Origin of the sequence: Pseudomonas sp. LRF_L74 (genome assembly GCF_965644255.1) — a bacterium.
In the GTDB taxonomy this organism is placed as follows: domain Bacteria; phylum Pseudomonadota; class Gammaproteobacteria; order Pseudomonadales; family Pseudomonadaceae; genus Aquipseudomonas.
On the sequence record NZ_CBFFRH010000001.1, the window covers coordinates 942,215 to 959,426 of the forward strand.

The following is a 17,212-nucleotide window of genomic DNA, read 5'->3' on the forward strand; positions in this document are numbered from 1 at the left end:
ACTGGGAATACTTGTCTTATTGCAGGGGGCGTGCCAACTCTGCCTGAAAATGTGAAGGCCACGTTTTACGGTGCTTCCAGGGCGGTCTACGGTTTTTTTCGAGGCGTTCCATTGGGGGACGCCTTGAACCGTGGCAGTGCACGATGAGCGAATGGTGTGCACTGGCGGTGCGCAGGCGGTGCTTTTCCTCGCGCCATCGTTTCTGCTCGGCGGCCAAGCCCCAAGGACTCGACGCGCCGCAGGCTCGAACGTAACGAGATTGCCTGCTCGGCATAATGATAATGCGGCCGTTAGTTATCACTCGACTTGGTCTTGCTATTACGAGTTTGATCCGCTGTTTGTTTGAATAGTTAAAGAAAACCTTAACTTTCTATTATTTTTCCCAGAACTTTTATTTAAAAACGCCATGTTATGGTGTCGCCCCATTTTAATGTCGATTACCCTCGAAATAAGGAAAGTTCTGACATGGGAGTGACCAGGCGAAAGTTTTTGATCGGCGGCGGTGTCGTGGCGGTTGTCGGGGGCGCGGGGGTTCTAACGCCCATGCTGACGCGCGAAGGTAGATTGATCCCCGGCAAACCCAGGTCTGGCTTCGTTGCGGGCAGCGAGGGGCCGCTTCCACAACAGGCCGACGTAGTGGTCATTGGCGCCGGTATCCTGGGCATCATGACCGCCATCAACCTCGCCGAACGTGGGTTGTCCGTAGTGGCTGTTGAAAAGGGCGATATTGCTGGCGAACAGTCCTGCAGGTTCTATGGCCAGGTCATGACTTACAAGATGCCTGATGCGACATTCCAGTTGCACCATCTTGCCAAACAGCGTTGGCGAGAGATGAATGCCAAAGTGGGTGTCGACACCAGTTATCGCACTCAAGGCCGGGTTGAAGTGCCTTTCGATGAAGAAGACCTGGACAGTGTCAGAACGTGGATCAAGGCCAAAACCCAGGAAGTAGCGGGCGACCTTCCCTTCAAGACCAGAATGATCCAAGGCAGTGAACTCGAACAACGCCTGCGCGGCGCTTCGTCCAATTGGACGATCGCTGGATTCGAGGAAGACTCCGGCAGCCTGGATGCCGAAATCGCTTCGTTCGTCATGGCCGAATACGCCAAGAAGATAGGCGTCAGGATCTACACCAACTGCGCGGCGAGAGGCCTGGAAACCCAGGCAGGAGCCATCTCCGATGTGGTCACGGAGAAAGGCGCGATCAAGACCAGCCGCGTCGTCGTGGCCGGCGGGGCCTGGTCCAGGTTGTTCATGCAGAACCTGGGGGTCGATGTCCCCACGTTGCCCGCCTACCAGTCCCAGCAACTGATCAGCGCCGCGCCCAATGCGCCGGGCGGAAACGTTGCCTTGCCCGGGAATATCTACTTTCGCGAACAGGCCGATGGCACCTACGCGACTTCGCCCCGCGTGGTCGTCGCGCCGGTCGTCAAGGAGTCCTTCACCTACGGCTACAAGTATCTGCCGCTTCTGGCACTTCCCGATTTCCCGGTACACATCTCGCTGAACAGGCAGTTGATCGATTCCTTCATTCGACCGACACACTGGAAACTGGACGAAGTTTCGCCGTTCGAAGAGAACAGGCTGATGACCGCTGCTCCTGATATTCCTGAACTTGATGCGTCGCTGGAAAAGTTGAAAGTCGAATTCCCCGCCTTCAAGGATTCGAAGTTGATCGATCAGTGGAGCGGTGCGATGGCGATCGCCCCGGATGAGAACCCTATTATTTCGCGGGTCAATGAATATCCAGGCCTGGTCATCAATACGGCAACCGGCTGGGGTATGACGGAAAGTCCGGTTTCTTCCGAGTTGACTGCGGACCTGCTGCTTGGCAAAGAGCCGATTCTGGACCCGCAATCCTTCAGCCTTTATCGGTTTTCCTAAACGCCCTGCTCGTGCCCGGTTGTGGCGGCACAGGTCATTCACCGGTGCCGACCCATCACGCTGAAATGAAGCGCACGGGTAATTCGTACAAACAATCCCAGGTCATCATTTAGGAGACAGTATGAAATTCACATTGAAGACCGTTGCGGCATTGGCTGTGACAGTGGCCGCTTCAACAAGCGTTCTGGCGCAGGATATCGTGCGCCATGGCGCCGGCAGTTTTCCCATTTCGTCGGCGGTGGAGGTGCCGGCAGGAAAAGCCACGGTCTATCTCAGTGGCAATGTTCCGGCGGTGATAGACGCCAAGGCGGCCAAGGATTCTCTGCAAGCCTTCGGCGATACCAAGGCGCAGACCATCAATGTGCTGGAGCAGATCGAGCAGCAACTGAAGGCACTCGGCCTCGGCCTCGGCGATGTCGTGAAAATGCAGGTCTTTCTGGTCGGCGGACCTGAGAACGGCGGCAAGATGGACTTCGATGGCTTCATGGCGGGCTATACCCAGTTCTTCGGGCCGGCCGCCAAGCAACCCAACCTGCCTGCGCGCTCCGCCTTCCAGATCGCTGCCTTGGCCCACCCGGCCTGGCGGGTCGAGATCGAGGTCACAGCGGTTCGCCCCTGAGCGTATCCGCATGACCGGCCCGGGCCGTCGAGCGCCCGGGCTGGACTATGGCCTACAGGCAACGGGTCACGTGCTTGACCGCCTGGTAGGCGCTCAGCCCCCAGGGGCCCAGCTCGCGGCCAATGCCGCTGCCCTTGCCGCCGCCCCACGAGGTTTCGACGAACACCGCCTGGATCGAGTTGATCCACACATGGCCGACTTCCAGGGCGTTGGCGACCCGCTCGGCGCGTTGCAGGTCGGCACTTGCAACGGTGGCGACCAGGCCAAAGGCGCTGTCGTTGGCCAGGCTTATGGCGTGCTCTTCGCTGGCGAAACGGCGTGCGCAGAGCAGTGGGCCGAAGATTTCTTCCGTCCACAGGCGGCTCTCGGCAGGCACATCGGTGTACAGCGTAGGCGCGACGAACCAGCCTGTGCGTTCCAGCGCCACGCCGCCAGCCAGGCAGTTCAGGTGTTCGTCGCGAGCGATGGCGAAGTATTCGCTGACCTTGGCGAACTGCGCCTGGCTGGTCAACGGGCCCATGTCGATCTCTTCGCTGAGCGGGTTGCCCACGCGCAGCTTGTCGAGAGACTCACCCAGGCGTGGCAGCAATGCGTCGGCGATACCGTCCTGGACCAGCAGGCGCGAAGTGGCCGAGCACATCTGCCCGGCGTTCCAGCAGATGCCGGCGATGATCCATTCGATGGCCTGGTCGATGTCGCAGTCATCGAACACGACGATCGCTGACTTGCCGCCCAGCTCCAGGGTCACGGGGCGGCAGAACTCGGCAGCGCTGTGCATGACCCGGCTGCCCACCGCGTTGCTGCCGGTGAACGACAGCTTGTCCAGGCCGGCGTGGCTGCTCAGCGCTGCGCCGACCTCGGCCTTGCCGCCGACGATATTCAACACGCCCGCAGGCAATCCGAGTTCGCTGGCGATTTCGCCGTAGGCCAGTTCGATCAGCGGAGTAACTTCCGAGGGTTTGAGCACCACCGTGCAACCTGCGGCCAGCGCCGGGGCGATCTTCCAGGCGCTGGTCACCAGCGGGAAATTCCACGGCACGATCAGGCCGACCACGCCAACCGCTTCCAGCCGGGTGTGGGCGCTGAAACCGGGAACTGCCAGGGCGACTTCGCGGTTCTGCTGGTCGTCCAGGCGTTCGGCGAGCCCGGCGTAATAGCTGAAGGTGGCGATGGCGTCGTCGAGGTCGACCTCGGCTTCATGGCGTGGCTTGCCGTTGTTGCGCATTTGCAGGGCGATCAGCGTGCCCCGGCGTTCGCCGAGGGCCGTGGCGAAGCCATGCAGGTAGCGGGCACGCTCGGCGCAGGCGCTGGTTTTCCACGCGGGCAGTGCCCGGCGTGCTGCGGCCACGGCCCGATCGACCTGGGCTGGGCTGGCGGCGCGCAGTTCGGTAAAGGGCAGGCCGAGGGCCGGTTCGAAAACGCTGAGTACGTCAGCGCCTTCGCCAGCGGCCCATTGGCCGTCGATGTAGTGAGGCATGTTCATAGGGCGGTTCCGTGACAGATTCAGGGGGCGAAAGGCGGCGCTTCGGCGATCTCGATCAGCAGCGGCCGGTCCGTTGGCGCGTCGCGCAGCAGCGCTTGCAGGTGTGCGTGGTCGCGGGCACGCTCGGCCTGGCAGCCGAAGCCGCGGGCGATGGCGATGAAGTCCGGGGTGTAGATGTCCACGCCCAGCGGCGTGATGTCGCGGCGTTCCATGTAGCGCTTGATCTCGCCGTAGCCCTGGTTGTTCCACAACAGGATGATCACGCCGACCTTGGCTTCGACCGCGCTGGCCAGTTCCGGCAGGGTGAACTGGATACCGCCGTCGCCCATCAGGCTGATCACCGGGCGTTGCGGCTCGGCCAGCTTGGCGCCGATGGCCGCCGGCAGGCCGTAGCCCAGGGTGCCGTAGCCGGTGGAGGCGTTGAACCAGCGGCGCGGGCCATCCAGCTCGACCAGGTGGTTGCCGCTGTACACGGTCTGGGTCGAGTCGCCGACGAAGCGCGCGTCGGGCAACACGTCGAGGATGCAGTCGAACAGCGTGCGGTAATGCGCCCAGCCGCTGAAGTCCTCGGCCAGTTGCCGTTGCGCGGCAGCGGTACGCGCGGCGCCCGGGCTGTCGTTGCGCGTGCTGCCAGCCGGCAGCTCGGCCAGCAGGGCGGCGATGGCCAGGCCGGCATCGCTGTGGATGGCCAGGCGCGGCGGATGGTTGCGGGTCAGTTGCTCGGCGTCGATATCGATACGGATCAGCTCGCCGCCAATGCGGAAGTTGCCGTCGAACACCACGTCGTAGTCGGTCTCGCCCAGTTCGGTGCCGATGGCCAGCACCACGTCGGCTTCCAGCGCCAGTTGGCGCACCGGCACCAGCGACTGGTTGCTGCCGAGCAGCAGCGGATGGGTCGCCGGTAGCAGGCCCTTGGCATTGATGGTCAGGGCGGTGGGCGCATCCAGTGCCTCGGCCAGTTGTCGCACCGCATCGGGGTGCGCCACGCAACCGCCGCCGACCAGCAGCAAGGGCTGGCGCGCTTCGCCCAGGCGCTGAGCGGCCTGGCGAATCAAGGCGGCATCCGCTGCTGGGTGCGAGGTGATCACGCGCGGCTGCAGGCTGAGGTGATCGGCTGCTGCGGTGATGATGTCCAGCGGCAGCTCGATGTGCACCGGGCGCGGGCGCTGGCTGTCGAACACGGCAAAGGCGCGGGCTAGAACGGCAGGCAGTTCCTCGACGCTCATCAGGGTATGGCTGAAGGCGCTGACCCCGGCGACCAGCCCGCGCTGGTTGGGCAACTCGTGCAGGTAGCCATTGCCCAAGCCAAGGCGATGCCGCTCGTTGACGCTGGAGATCACCAGCATGGGAATCGAGTCGGCATAGGCCTGGCCCATGGCAGTGGCGATATTGGTCATCCCCGGCCCGGTGATGATGAAGCACACGCCAGGCTTGCCGCTGACCCGCGCGTAGCCGTCGGCCATGAAGCCGGCGCCCTGTTCGTGACGCGGGGTGACATGGCGGATGGCGCTGCCCGGCAGGCCACGATACAGCTCGACGGTATGCACGCCGGGAATGCCGAACACGGTGTCGACGCCCCAGTGCTCGAGTTGCTTGACGAGGAATTCTCCACAGGTGGTCATGACGGGTTCCTTTGCGTGAATGGCGAAACGCCGGCCCGGGGGCCGGCATCGTCAGGTGAATGAGGGGCTCAGGCCAGGCTGGTCATGCGGCTCTGCGGGCGGGTCAGCAGGCTGCCGACGACGAAGGCGAGCAGGCCGATGGCCAGGCTGTAGTAGATCGGCGTGTTGGCTTCCAGTCCATCGCGGACCATGAACACCAGGGCCGTGCCGCAGCCCAGGGCCATGCTGGCGATGGCGCCCGTGGTGGTGGCGCGTTTCCAGTAGATGGCGCCGAGCATCGGAATCAGGATGCCGCCGACCAGCAGGTTGTAGGCCAGGGTCAGGGCGCCGATCACGTCGTTGACGACCAGGGCGATGGCCAGGACCAGCAGGCCGGTGAGGAAGGTGAAGGTGCGTGCCAGGCCAAGGCTGGAGGGCCGCCCGCCACGCAACTTCGGCAGCAGGTCTTCGGTCAGCGTGGTCGAGGCGGCGAGCAGGCCGGCGCTGGCGGTGGACATCATGGCGGCCAGCGCGGCGGCGATCACCAGGCCGCGAATACCGTTGGGCAGCGCGTTCTGCACGATGGCGGCGAAGGCGTTGTTGGCGTTGTCCAGTTCAGGCAGCAGCACCTTGGCGCACATGCCGATCAGCGCGCCGACCAGGCCGTAGATCACGCAGTACACGCCGGCCAGGCTGCCGGCGACGCGGGCCACGCCTTCGCTGCGGGCGGTGAACACACGCTGCCAGATGTCCTGGCCGATGAGGATGCCGAAGAAGTAGATCAGGAAGTAGGTGAGGATGGTGTCGTAGCCGATGGTGCCCAGGCTGAACGCGGTGGCCGGCAGCTTGGCCACCAGTTCGTCCCAGCCGCCGACGCGGTACAGGCAGATCGGTAGCAGGATGAACATCAGGCCGACGGTCTTGATCACGAACTGGACGATATCGGTGAGGGTCAGCGACCACATGCCGCCAATGCTCGAATACACCACCACCACGCCGCCGGCGAGCAGGATGGCGCCCCAGAACGGCAGGTCGAACAACACCTGCAACACCGTGCCGCAGGCCAGGGTGGAGACCACGGCGATCATCAGCGCATAGGCGAACATCACCACGGCGCTGGCCTGGCGCGCCATCGGCGTATAGCGCCGTTCGAGGATCTGGGTGACGGTGTAGATGCGCAGCTTGAGCAGCGGCTTGGCCAGGAACAGGTTGAGCACGAGGATCCCGGCGCCTAGGGCGGCGCATAGCCAGAAGCCGGAAATGCCATGCACATAGCCCAGGCGCACGGTGCCGACCGTCGCGGCGCCGCCGAGCACCGTGGCGGCCATGGTGCCCATGTAGAAAGCCGGCCCAAGGTTGCGCCCGGCGACCAGGTAATCCTCCTGGCTGCGCGCGCGGCGCATGCCGTACCAGCCGAGCAGCAGCATGCCGGCGGCGTATATGAAGACGACGAATATATCCAGGAACATAGTGTTGTTCTCGTTTTTAGCTGGATTGAAGCGGGCGCCTGACGCCCGCTGTTGGAAACGCGTCAGGCCCTGCTCAGGCTGCCTCGACGTTGCTCATGCGGGCTGGCGTGGCGCTTTTCAGGCGTACCCAGCGCGGGCCGGCCGGGCCGTAGACGGTCGCGGGCTCGGGAAACAGGTTGAGCAGCGCCAGATACAGCAGCGCCGCCGTTCCCAGGGTGATCGGCAGGCTGATGTCGACGCCGCTGGCCAGTTCGCCCAGCGGGCCGACGAACTGCCCCGGCAGGTTGACGAAGCACAGGCCCAGCGCCGCGCTGGGAATCCACGCGCCGAGGCCGCGCCAGTTCCAGCCGTGCTGGAACCAGTAGCGCCCGCCGCGCTGGCCGCGGGTGAACACCTGCAGGTCGTCGGCGTGGTAATGACCGCGACGGACGATCAGGCCGAGGATCATGATCACCATCCACGGGCTGGTGCAGGTAACGATCAGCACGGCGAAGGTGGACACGCTCTGCACCAGGTTGAAGGCGAAGCGGCCGATGAAGATGAAGGCGATGGCGGCGAGGCCGATCAGCAGGGTGGCGGCGGCGCGGCTGAGCAGGCGCGGGAACAGGCTCGACATGTCCAGGCCGGTGCCGTACAGCGCCGTGGTGCCGGTGGACATGCCACCGATCACCGCGATCAGGCACACCGGCAGGAAAAACCAGCTCGGCGAGATCGCCAGCAGGCCGCCGACGTAGTTGTTCGCCTCGATGTACTGCGGCGCCTGGCTCGCTACCAGGGTCGCCGTGCACAGGCCGAACAGGAACGGGATCAGCGTGGCGGCCTGGGCCGCGATCACCGCCAGCATGATGCGCGACTTCGGCGTCTGGCGCGGGATATAGCGCGACCAGTCGCCGAGGAAGGCGCCGAACGACACCGGGTTGCTCATCGCCAGCAGCGCCGCGCCGACGAAGGCCGCCCAGAAACCCGGTTGCTCCAGGCTGACGCTGCCGGCGTAGGCCGCATCGAACGGCCCGGCGAAGGCGAAGATGCCGAGCAGGAACAGCAGGCTCGACGCCCACACCGCGATCTTGTTGACCCACAGCATGAAGCGGAAGCCATAGATGCACACCACCAGCACCAGCACGGCGAACAGGCCGTAGGCCAGGCCCAGGGTGAGATCGGTTTCCGGCAGGCCGGCCAGGCGCTTGGCGCCGCCGATCAGGGCGTCGCCGGAGCTCCACACCGACAGCGAGAAGAACGCCACGGCGGTGAGCAGGGAAAGGAACGAGCCGACGATGCGCCCGTGCACGCCGAAGTGGGCGCCGGACGAGACCGCGTTGTTGGTGCCGTTGAGCGCGCCGAACAAGCCCATGGGTGCGAGGATCAGCGAGCCGACGGCGACGCCGAGCACGATGGCCCACAGGCCGGCCTGGAACGACAGGCCGAACAGCACTGGGAAGCTGCCCAGTACGGCGGTGGCGAAGGTGTTGGCGCCGCCGAAGATCAGGCGGAACAGATCGCTGGGGGATGCATCGCGTTGGTCGTCGGGAATCTGCTCGACGCCAAAGGTTTCGATAGCCGTGGAGTGACTCATGGATGTTCTCCGGTGCCTGTCACGATTGTTGTGAAGGCCTGCGCAGGCACGCGGACCTTTTTAGTCACCCCCGGCGCTCGCCGGGTGGCGGTGTTGAGGCAGTGCAGCAAGGCCCCGTGATGCAGGGCCGGGTCGCTCGCGGTGCCGGTTACACCGAAGCGATCTCTTTCTAGTTCAGGCTTGGCGCGGACAGGTGCTCGTGGCACGCCAGCCAGCGCCGATCATGGAGGCGGAAGACGATGGTCTCGCGCTCCTCCAAGTGGTGTTCTTCCCCGGCCAGACGCAGGCGGGTGGTTACGTCATGGATGAATATCGCCACGTCGCCTTGCAGGCTGACGTGGGCATTGCTGGAGCGACAGGCCAGTACGGCGAAGCCTTCGAGCTGCCATCGTTGCCACAGTGACTCGTAGGCCTGGCGTGACAGCAGCGGCTGCGCCTGGGTGTGGAAAACGAAGCTGGCGTCCTCGCTGAAGCAGGCGAAGTAGCGCGCCGTGTCGTTGCTGGCGAAGGCCTCCACCAGCGCGGCAGCGGCTTCGCGCACCTGGCTGTCGCGGTTCATCGCTTGGCTACGCCCGGCAGCACGCAGAGCATTTCGTAGAGCAGGTTGGCGCCCAGCAGCGCGGTATTGCCCGTGGTGTCGTAGGGCGGCGAAACCTCCACCAGGTCGCAGCCGACCAGGTTCAGGCCCTGGCAGCCACGGATGATCTCCAGCGCCTGGATGGTGGTCAGGCCGCCGACTTCCGGGGTGCCGGTGCCGGGCGCCCAGGCCGGGTCGATGCCGTCGATGTCGAAGGACAGGTACACCGGGCCGCCATCGACCTTGGCGCGGACTTCTTCCATCAGCGGAGTCAGGGACTTGTGCCAGCATTCTTCGGCCTGGACCACGCGAAAGCCCTGGTTGCGGCTCCAGTTGAAATCGTCGGCGGTATAGCCCTGGGCGCGCAGGCCGATCTGTACCACGCGCTGGCTGTCGAGCAGGCCTTCTTCCTGGGCGCGGCGGAAGGTGGTGCCGTGGGCGATCTTCTCGCCGAACATATGGTCGTTGACGTCGGCGTGGGCATCGACATGGACCAGGCCGACCTTGCCGTACTTCTTCTTCATCGCCCGCAGGATCGGCAGGGTCAGGGTGTGATCGCCGCCGAGGGTCAGGGGGATGATGCCGTGTTCGAGGATGCCGTCGTAGTGTTCTTCGATGATGCGCACGGCGTCGAGCAGGCTGAAGGTGTTGATCGCCACGTCGCCGATGTCGGCCACGTTCAGCGAGTCGAAGGGCGCGGCACCGGTGGCCATGTTGTACGGACGGATCATCACCGATTCGCTGCGGATCTGCCGCGGCCCGAAACGGGTGCCGGAGCGCAGCGAGGTACCGATGTCGAGGGGAATGCCGACGAATGCGGCGTCGAGCTTGCCCAGCTCTTGCGCGGCTTGCACATGGGGCAGGCGCAGCATGGTGGCGATGCCGCCGAAGCGGGGCATTTCATTGCCGCCCAGGGGCTGGTGGAGGGAATTATCCACGGGTGGCCTCACGAATTTGTTGTGGTTGTCGTGGGCGGATTCTGGTGAGCGTCGTGGCCGGGAAAAATCGTGCGAGGCAAATAATAAGTTCAGGAATTTATGAACTAAGGTCGGTAGGATGGCGCGACTCCTTCACCTGGCGGAACTCGAATGCCTGACCTCAAGCTGCTGCGCCTGTTTGCCTCGGTGGTGCGCAACCAGGGCTTCGCCGCTGCGCAGCAGGAGCTGAACCTGTCCACCTCGGCGATCAGTACCTATATGAGCCAGCTGGAAACCCAGCTCGGCTTCGTGCTGTGCCACCGTGGCCGAGGCGGCTTCAGCCTGACCAGCAAGGGCGAGCTGTTCCATCAGGAAGCCTTGCGCCTGCTGGCCGAGCTGGAGGGGTTCGAACGCTACTCGGCGGCGCTCAAGGGCGAGCTGCGCGGCACCCTCAACCTGGGGGTGCTGGACTCGATGGTCAGTGATCCGGCCCTGCCATTGGTCGAGGTGATCGGCGCCTACAGCGAAGAACACCCCGCAGTGCATCTGCATTTGGCGGTGCTCAGCCCGGCGGAGTTGCAACTGGGGGTTCTGGAGAACCGCCTGGACCTGGCCATCGGTGCCTTTTCCCTGCGCAGCAACGGCCTGATCTACCAGGCCCTGCACCGTGAGCAGCATTGGCTGTATTGCAGTGACCGGCACCCGCTCTACGACCGGCGGCGGATTCCGGCCGAGGTGATCACCCAGCAGCGCATGGTCGGTCGCGGTTACTGGAGCCAGGCCGAGCTGGCGCGGCATGGTTTCAAGCACAGTGCGGCGACCGTGGAGTCGATGGAGGCACAACTGATCCTGGTGCTGTCCGGCGCCTATATCGGCTACTTGCCGGAACACTATGCCCAGCCGTGGGCCGAGCAGAAACGCCTCAAGGTCCTGCTGCCGACCACCTTCGGCTACCAGGCGCCGTTCTCCCTGGCGCTGCGCCGTGGCCGTTCCCGCGAGCCATTGATCCAGAGCTTTCGCGACCGCCTCAAGAGCCAGCTCGACGCCGGTTGATCAATCGGCGCGCTTGAAGCGGTAGAACAGGTTCGGCTCGCTGACCAGGTACAGGTTGCCCGCGCCATCCATGGCCACGCCTTCGGCCTGCGGTACGCGAGCCTTCAGGCCGTGCTGCCCGGCGAGCAGCGACAGGCTGCTGATCGGCTTGCCGTCGGCATCCAGCTCCAGCACCAGGTGCGACTCATCGGACAGCGCCAGCAGGTGGCCGCTGCGTTCGTCGTACTGCAGGCTGGAGAGGTCGCGGACGAACAACTGGGCATCGCGCTCGGGGTCGTCGACCACATGCACCGAGTAAGGCGCGTCCTGGCTGGTGCCGGGAAAACCGCGGATCTCGTAGATGCGTACCGGGTCGCGTTCCTTGGCGGCGAACAGGCGATGGTTGATCGGGTCGTAGGCCAGGCCTTCGAAACCCTTGTTGCCATTGAGGCCGATACCGAGGGACAACTGCTGGGCATAGGTCGCATCGATGACCTGGGTGTCGTCTTCCAGATGCACCTTGACCAGGCGTTGCAGGCGCTCCTCGATGATCACGTAGACGCCCGGACTGATGTATTCGATGGCTTCCGGGTCGCTGAAACCGGTCAATGGCACCTGGCGCAGCACCTTGCCGTCGAGGGACAGCTCGATGACGTGGGGATTCTTGTTGGTCACGGTGAACAGCGTGTGGCGCCCCGGATCGTAGGTCAGCGCGGACACATCGCTGAGGCCCTCGATGGGCTGGGCCTGGATATCGGCGACGTAGTCGGGCAGCCAGATCGAACGATGTTGCCATTCACTGGCGTGCTGCCATTGGCGAGCCATGAACCAGCCTCGCTCGAACAGGCGAAAGTGTTGGGCGGCGAGGGCGACGACGAGCAGTGTGCACAGCGACAGGCCGACGAGCAGCCGGCGAGTGGTTAGAAAACGCATGGAGTGGGCTCGGATAATGCAGGGTGGCGCGAGGATACCTGTGCGCGCGCGGGGCTGTCTGAAGCGAAGCTTAACGCTCGTCTCACAGCGCCTGCTCGACACTGGCGAGTCGTGCCCCATCGCTCTTGCGGAACACGTAGAACAGGTTCGGCTCGCTGACCATGAAAATGGTGCCGTGGTTGTCCATGGCCACGCCTTCGGCCCTGGGGATGCGCCGGTCAAGGCCGTTGAAGCCGCCGAGCAGGCTGATGAAGCTCACCGGCTGGCCGTCTTCGTCGAGTTCCAGCAGCAGGTTGGATTGTGCCGACAGGACGAGGATGTGCCCGGTACGCGGGTCGATGCTCAGCGCCGACAGGTTGCGCATGCCCAGGCCGTAGCTGGGCAGCGGCTGCAGGGCCTGGGCCAGTGCCTGGCTGTCGTCGCCCGGCAGGCTGTACATGGAGATCGGCTCGCGCTCCTTGCCGAGCAGCAGGCGATTCTGCTGCGGATTCCAGGCGATACCCTCGAAACCCTTGTTGCCGGAGTCGGCGAAGCCAAGGTCGAACTCCAGCGAGTCGCTGGCCTTGAGCTCGCGCGTCTGTGGGTCGAGTGGCAGCACCGAGAGGGTCCGCCGGCGTTCGTCGACGATGGCCACGTCGCCGCTGTCGAGGATCGCCACGCCTTCCGGGTTGGAGAAGCCGAGCAGGGGAATGCGCCGGACGATATCGCCCTGGCGGGTCAGTTCGACCAGCAGCGGGGTCTTGCCGGTCACGGTGAATAGCGTGTCGGTCAGCGGGTTGTAGGCCAGGTCGGAGGTCTCGTCCTCCTCGAGGCCATCCAGCGGCTTGGCATCGATCTCGACGTGATAGCCGGGGAGCCAGATGCTGGCGTCGCGCTCAGGCTGGGACAACTGGCTTTCCTTCAGCCAGTACCAGGCGCGGTCATCGAGGTGCAGGTAATCGATAAGCGCCACGCTGGCGCAAAGCAGGCCAGGAGCGATCAACCAGCGCAGACGGGAACGGGACATCGACGACTTCTTTTCTGTCGGACCAAAGATGCGAAATCTTATCGTTTGGGACGTGAAGAAATCGTGAAAAGCAGCCTCGACCTGCAAGCATGATCGTTCCCAGCCGTGGCTGGGAACGATCAAACGGTTTTGGGCCGTTTCTTCAGAGCACCCGGCTGGAAAAGCTGGCTTGCCCGGCCAGCGATATCTCGACCTGCTGGCCGCTGTGCAGCGGGCCGACGCCGACCGGCGTGCCGGTGGAGATCACGTCGCCGGATTGCAGGCTGAAGTGGGCGCTGATGTGCTGGATCAACGGGATGATCGGATTGAGCATGTCGCGGCTGTTGCCGTCCTGACGCACCTCACCATCGAGGCTCAGGCGAATGCCGATGTCGGTCAGGTCGCTATAGCTGTCGCCCGGAACGAAGGGCGCGAGCACGTAGGCGCCGTCGAAGGCTTTCGACAGTTCCCAGGGCAGGCCTTTTTCCTTGAGCCTGGCCTGCACGTCGCGCAGGGTCAGGTCCAGGGCCGGGGCGAAGCCGGAAATGGCATCGCGCACTTCCTCGACGCTCGGGTTGCGCGACAGCGGCTTGCCGATCAGCACGGCGATCTCCGCTTCGTAATGCACTTCGCCACGATCCTGGGGAATGGCGAAGCCATCCGCCTCCAGCGCCACGGTGCAACTGCCCGGCTTGATGAACAGCAGCGGTTCGGTCGGCACCGGGTTGTTCAGTTCCTTGGCGTGCTCGGCGTAGTTGCGGCCGACGCAGACCACCTTGCCCAGTGGGAAGTGGATTGGCGTGCCGTCGGTGTACTGGTGCTTGTAGCTCATCGTGGCTCCTGGATGTTCGTGGGGAACGCGGGTTTGGGTAGCAGGCCAGGTCAGGTTCGAGGCACAAGCGGACGTTCTGCGAACGCCCACTCCACACTCAATCGTCATTCCCGCGAAGGCGGGAACCCAAATAAAAAAGCGCTTCTGGGTTCCCGCCTTCGCGGGAATGACGGAGGAATAACGAATGTCCGCTGTTGCCTCGAAGCACCCGTTCGACGCATTGAGCCTGTAGCCTCAAACCGCGAAGATCTTACCTGGATTCATGATGCCGTTCGGGTCGAATACCGCCTTGATCGCTTTCATGCAGGCGATTTCCGCCTCGCTGCGGCTGTAGCCTAGGTAGTCGCGCTTGGTCATGCCGACGCCATGTTCGGCGCTGATCGAACCGTTGTAGCGCTGCACCGTCTCGAACACCCGCAGGTTGACCTGGGCGCAGCGGGCGAAGAATTCTTCCTTGGCCAGGCTCTCCGGCTTGAGGATGTTCAGGTGCAGGTTGCCGTCGCCGATGTGGCCGTACCAGAGCACGTCGAAGTCCGGGTAGTCGCTGGCAACGATGGCATCGATGTCCCTGAGAAAGGCCGGCACCTGGCTTACCGTCACCGAGATGTCGTTCTTGTACGGAATCCAGTGGCTGATGGTTTCCGAGATGTACTCGCGCAGCTTCCACAGGTTGCGCAGTTGCTGCTCGCTCTGGCTCATCACGCCGTCGATCACCCAGCCCTGTTCCACGCAGTGCTCGAAGGTGGCCAGGGCGGCGCCGGCCACATCCTCGTTGAGTGCCTCGAATTCCAGCAGGGCGTAGTAGGGCGTGCGGGTCTCGAAGGGCGCGGGCACGTCGCCACGGGCGAGGATCTTGTCCAGGCACTTGTCGGAGAAGAACTCGAAGGCGGTCAGGTCGAGCTTGCCCTGGAAGGCGTGCAGCACCGGCATGATCGAATCGAAGTCGGGGGTGGCGAGGACCATTGCCGTGAGGTTCTTCGGCGCCCGTTCCAGGCGCATGGTCGCCTCGACCACGAAGCCCAGGGTGCCTTCGGCGCCGATGAACAGCTGGCGCAGGTCGTAGCCGGTGGCGTTCTTGATCAGGTCGCGGTTGAGTTCCAGCAGCTCGCCGCTGCCGGTGACCACTTTCAGCCCGGCCACCCAGTTGCGGGTCATGCCGTAGCGAATGACCTTGATCCCGCCGGCGTTGGTGCCGATGTTGCCGCCAATCTGGCTGGAGCCGGCGGAGGCGAAGTCCACCGGGTAGTACAGGCCCTTGTCTTCGGCGAACTGCTGCAGGGTGGCGGTGACCACGCCGGGCTGGCAGACCACGCTGCGGTCGTATTCGTTGAAGGCGAGGATCTGGTTCATGTAGTCGAACGACACCACCACCTCGCCATTGGCTGCCACCGCCGCCGCCGACAGGCCGGTGCGGCCACCGGATGGCACCAGGGCGACCTTGTGCTGGTTGGCCCAGCGCACGATGGCCTGGACCTGCTCGACGGTCTTGGGAAAGACGACGGCGCTGGGCGCGGGCGCGAACTGCTTGGTCCAGTCCTTGCCGTGGGTTTCAAGGGCGGCGCTGTCGGTCAGCACCTTTCCGGGATCTACCAGGGTCTTCAGCAGGTCGAGCTGGGCAGCTGTGGTCATCGTGCAACTCTCGCTTCGTTCATGGTCGCTCTGAGAATGTTTCAGGTCGCACCCGGGCAAGGAAATGAGAAGACATGCTAACATACGCCCCCCTTGGATCGTCCTATCACGACCCAAGGCTGTTGCCGGCGCTGAGCGGGCACCCTGACTGACCTTTCCGCGATCCACAGGTACTCCGATGAGCAAGACCTCTCTCGACAAGAGCAAGATCAAGTTCCTTCTTCTGGAAGGCGTGCACCAGAACGCTGTCGACACCCTGAAGGCTGCCGGCTACAGCAACATCGAGTACCTCAAGACCGCCCTGTCAGGCGAGGAGCTGAAGGCCCGGATCGCCGACGCCCACTTCATCGGCATCCGCTCGCGTACCCAACTGACCGAAGACGTCTTCGAAGCGGCCAAGAAGCTGATCGCGGTCGGCTGCTTCTGCATCGGCACCAACCAGGTCGACCTGAACGCCGCCCGCGAGCGCGGCATCGCCGTGTTCAACGCCCCCTATTCCAACACCCGCTCGGTCGCCGAACTGGTGCTGGCCCAGGCCATCCTGCTGCTGCGCGGCATTCCGGAGAAGAACGCCTCCTGCCACCGTGGCGGCTGGATCAAGTCGGCGGCCAACTCCTTCGAGATCCGCGGCAAGAAGCTGGGCATCATCGGCTACGGCTCCATCGGCACCCAGCTCTCGGTACTGGCCGAAGCGCTCGGCATGCAGGTGTTCTTCTACGACACCGTGACCAAGCTGCCGCTGGGCAACGCCACCCAGGTCAGCAACCTGTACGACCTGCTGGGCATGGCCGACATCATCTCCCTGCACGTGCCCGAGCTGCCGTCCACCCAGTGGATGATCGGCGAGAAGGAAATCCGTGCGATGAAGCAGGGCAGCATCCTGATCAACGCCGCTCGTGGCACCGTGGTCGAGCTGGATCACCTGGCCACCGCGATCAAGGAAGAGCGCCTGATCGGCGCGGCCATCGACGTGTTCCCGGTCGAGCCGAAGTCCAACGACGAAGAGTTCGCCAGCCCGCTGCGTGGCCTGGACCGCGTGATCCTGACCCCGCACATCGGTGGCTCCACCGCCGAGGCCCAGGCCAACATCGGCCTGGAAGTGGCCGAGAAACTGGTCAAGTACAGCGACAACGGTACGTCGGTGTCCTCGGTCAACTTCCCCGAAGTGGCCCTGCCGGCGCATCCGGGCAAGCACCGCTTGCTGCACATCCACCAGAACGTGCCGGGCGTGATGAGCGAAATCAACAAGGTGTTCGCCGACAACGGCATCAACATCTCCGGCCAGTTCCTGCAGACCAACGACAAGGTCGGCTACGTGGTGATCGACGTCGACGCCGAGTACTCCGACCTGGCCCTGGAAAAACTGCAGCACGTCACCGGGACCATCCGCAGCCGCGTGCTGTTCTGATTCCTTGAGTGAATGCGAAAAGGGGCCTCGCAGACTGTGTGAAAACTACTGCGCTCGGTCATGCGGCGTTGAAAAACAGCTCAAAATGCTCATTTACAGCTCGTAAACTGCGCTTTTTCGCCGTTTTTCGCCTTGCCTGACCTTCGCTCGCTACGTTTTCACACGGTCTGTTTGGCCCCTTTTTTGTGGCTTGCCATCCTTGGCGGCCCCCCTTCGGGCCGTCGCTACTGCGCCCGAATGTCGCTTGAGCCGCGTCGTGCGGCGCTGCTA

The 17,212-nt window shown here is 64.0% G+C and carries 14 protein-coding genes; 4 read left to right on the forward strand and 10 right to left on the reverse strand.

The genetic code is table 11. The features are described 5' to 3' along the window. The first annotated feature begins 465 nt into the window (after positions 1-465). Positions 466-1,884 carry an NAD(P)/FAD-dependent oxidoreductase gene (locus ACSZPK_RS04390; protein WP_437880155.1) on the forward strand — a complete coding sequence of 473 codons (1,419 nt, stop codon included), beginning with the start codon at positions 466-468 and terminating at the stop codon, positions 1,882-1,884. A gap of 121 nt (positions 1,885-2,005) precedes the next feature. Further along, complete coding sequence (locus ACSZPK_RS04395) at positions 2,006-2,503, forward strand: RidA family protein (RefSeq protein WP_437880156.1); 498 nt, start codon at positions 2,006-2,008, stop codon at positions 2,501-2,503. 52 nt (positions 2,504-2,555) lie between these two features. On the opposite strand, the gene ACSZPK_RS04400 is transcribed toward ACSZPK_RS04395, so the two are convergent. The 6 genes from ACSZPK_RS04400 to speB all read right to left on the reverse strand — a co-directional run bounded on the left by ACSZPK_RS04400 (position 2,556) and on the right by speB (position 10,144). Next, on the reverse strand, positions 2,556-3,986 hold the full coding sequence (locus tag ACSZPK_RS04400) for an aldehyde dehydrogenase family protein (RefSeq protein ID WP_437880157.1): 1,431 nt from the start codon (positions 3,984-3,986) through the stop codon (positions 2,556-2,558). A gap of 20 nt (positions 3,987-4,006) precedes the next feature. Further along, entirely contained in the window at positions 4,007-5,608 is a 1,602-nt protein-coding gene (locus tag ACSZPK_RS04405; protein ID WP_437880158.1) for a 5-guanidino-2-oxopentanoate decarboxylase, read from the reverse strand. A 68-nt stretch (positions 5,609-5,676) separates the two neighbouring features. After that, positions 5,677-7,056, reverse strand: coding sequence for a sodium:solute symporter (locus ACSZPK_RS04410; protein WP_437880159.1), 1,380 nt, complete (start codon positions 7,054-7,056; stop codon positions 5,677-5,679). Between the two features lie 73 nt (positions 7,057-7,129). Next, the gene (locus ACSZPK_RS04415) at positions 7,130-8,629 is read right to left on the reverse strand and encodes a purine-cytosine permease family protein (protein WP_437880160.1); all 1,500 of its coding nucleotides are present in this window, start codon (positions 8,627-8,629) and stop codon (positions 7,130-7,132) included. A 169-nt stretch (positions 8,630-8,798) separates the two neighbouring features. Then, positions 8,799-9,188: a nuclear transport factor 2 family protein gene (locus ACSZPK_RS04420; protein WP_437880161.1), complete on the reverse strand. Its 390-nt coding sequence runs from the start codon at positions 9,186-9,188 to the stop codon at positions 8,799-8,801. Further along, complete coding sequence (gene speB / locus ACSZPK_RS04425) at positions 9,185-10,144, reverse strand: agmatinase (RefSeq protein WP_437880162.1); 960 nt, start codon at positions 10,142-10,144, stop codon at positions 9,185-9,187. Before speB ends, ACSZPK_RS04420 begins: the two co-directional genes overlap by 4 nt. Before the next feature lie 150 nt (positions 10,145-10,294). On the opposite strand from speB, the gene ACSZPK_RS04430 reads away from it, so the two are divergent. Then, positions 10,295-11,176, forward strand: a complete 882-nt coding sequence (locus tag ACSZPK_RS04430) for a LysR family transcriptional regulator (protein ID WP_437880163.1) — start codon at positions 10,295-10,297, stop codon at positions 11,174-11,176. Here the strand turns inward: ACSZPK_RS04430 and ACSZPK_RS04435 are convergent, their stop codons facing one another. The 4 genes from ACSZPK_RS04435 to ACSZPK_RS04450 form a co-directional block, all read right to left on the reverse strand. Further along, entirely contained in the window at positions 11,177-12,088 is a 912-nt protein-coding gene (locus ACSZPK_RS04435) for an SdiA-regulated domain-containing protein (RefSeq protein WP_437880164.1), read from the reverse strand. It abuts the gene before it with no gap. 82 nt (positions 12,089-12,170) lie between these two features. Continuing rightward, on the reverse strand, positions 12,171-13,094 hold the full coding sequence (locus ACSZPK_RS04440; protein WP_437880165.1) for an SdiA-regulated domain-containing protein: 924 nt from the start codon (positions 13,092-13,094) through the stop codon (positions 12,171-12,173). 142 nt (positions 13,095-13,236) lie between these two features. Continuing rightward, complete coding sequence (locus tag ACSZPK_RS04445; RefSeq protein ID WP_437880166.1) at positions 13,237-13,905, reverse strand: fumarylacetoacetate hydrolase family protein; 669 nt, start codon at positions 13,903-13,905, stop codon at positions 13,237-13,239. A 234-nt stretch (positions 13,906-14,139) separates the two neighbouring features. Next, positions 14,140-15,534: an FAD-binding oxidoreductase gene (locus tag ACSZPK_RS04450; protein ID WP_437880167.1), complete on the reverse strand. Its 1,395-nt coding sequence runs from the start codon at positions 15,532-15,534 to the stop codon at positions 14,140-14,142. Positions 15,535-15,712: 178 nt separating this feature from the next. On the opposite strand from ACSZPK_RS04450, the gene serA reads away from it, so the two are divergent. Next, entirely contained in the window at positions 15,713-16,942 is a 1,230-nt protein-coding gene (gene serA / locus ACSZPK_RS04455; protein ID WP_437880168.1) for a phosphoglycerate dehydrogenase, read from the forward strand. Positions 16,943-17,212 lie beyond the last annotated feature (270 nt).

What these genes read in the sequence shown, in the direction of transcription:
- ACSZPK_RS04395 (WP_437880156.1), top strand. Translation starts at nt 2,006, where the DNA reads ATGAAATTCACATTGAAGACCGTTGCGGCATTGGCTGTGACAGTGGCC.
- ACSZPK_RS04415 (WP_437880160.1), bottom strand. Translation starts at nt 8,629, where the DNA reads ATGAGTCACTCCACGGCTATCGAAACCTTTGGCGTCGAGCAGATTCCC.
- ACSZPK_RS04400 (WP_437880157.1), bottom strand. Translation starts at nt 3,986, where the DNA reads ATGAACATGCCTCACTACATCGACGGCCAATGGGCCGCTGGCGAAGGC.
- ACSZPK_RS04435 (WP_437880164.1), bottom strand. Translation starts at nt 12,088, where the DNA reads ATGCGTTTTCTAACCACTCGCCGGCTGCTCGTCGGCCTGTCGCTGTGC.
- ACSZPK_RS04405 (WP_437880158.1), bottom strand. Translation starts at nt 5,608, where the DNA reads ATGACCACCTGTGGAGAATTCCTCGTCAAGCAACTCGAGCACTGGGGC.
- ACSZPK_RS04420 (WP_437880161.1), bottom strand. Translation starts at nt 9,188, where the DNA reads ATGAACCGCGACAGCCAGGTGCGCGAAGCCGCTGCCGCGCTGGTGGAG.
- ACSZPK_RS04410 (WP_437880159.1), bottom strand. Translation starts at nt 7,056, where the DNA reads ATGTTCCTGGATATATTCGTCGTCTTCATATACGCCGCCGGCATGCTG.
- serA (WP_437880168.1), top strand. Translation starts at nt 15,713, where the DNA reads ATGAGCAAGACCTCTCTCGACAAGAGCAAGATCAAGTTCCTTCTTCTG.
- ACSZPK_RS04440 (WP_437880165.1), bottom strand. Translation starts at nt 13,094, where the DNA reads ATGTCCCGTTCCCGTCTGCGCTGGTTGATCGCTCCTGGCCTGCTTTGC.
- ACSZPK_RS04390 (WP_437880155.1), top strand. Translation starts at nt 466, where the DNA reads ATGGGAGTGACCAGGCGAAAGTTTTTGATCGGCGGCGGTGTCGTGGCG.
- ACSZPK_RS04430 (WP_437880163.1), top strand. Translation starts at nt 10,295, where the DNA reads ATGCCTGACCTCAAGCTGCTGCGCCTGTTTGCCTCGGTGGTGCGCAAC.
- ACSZPK_RS04450 (WP_437880167.1), bottom strand. Translation starts at nt 15,534, where the DNA reads ATGACCACAGCTGCCCAGCTCGACCTGCTGAAGACCCTGGTAGATCCC.
- ACSZPK_RS04445 (WP_437880166.1), bottom strand. Translation starts at nt 13,905, where the DNA reads ATGAGCTACAAGCACCAGTACACCGACGGCACGCCAATCCACTTCCCA.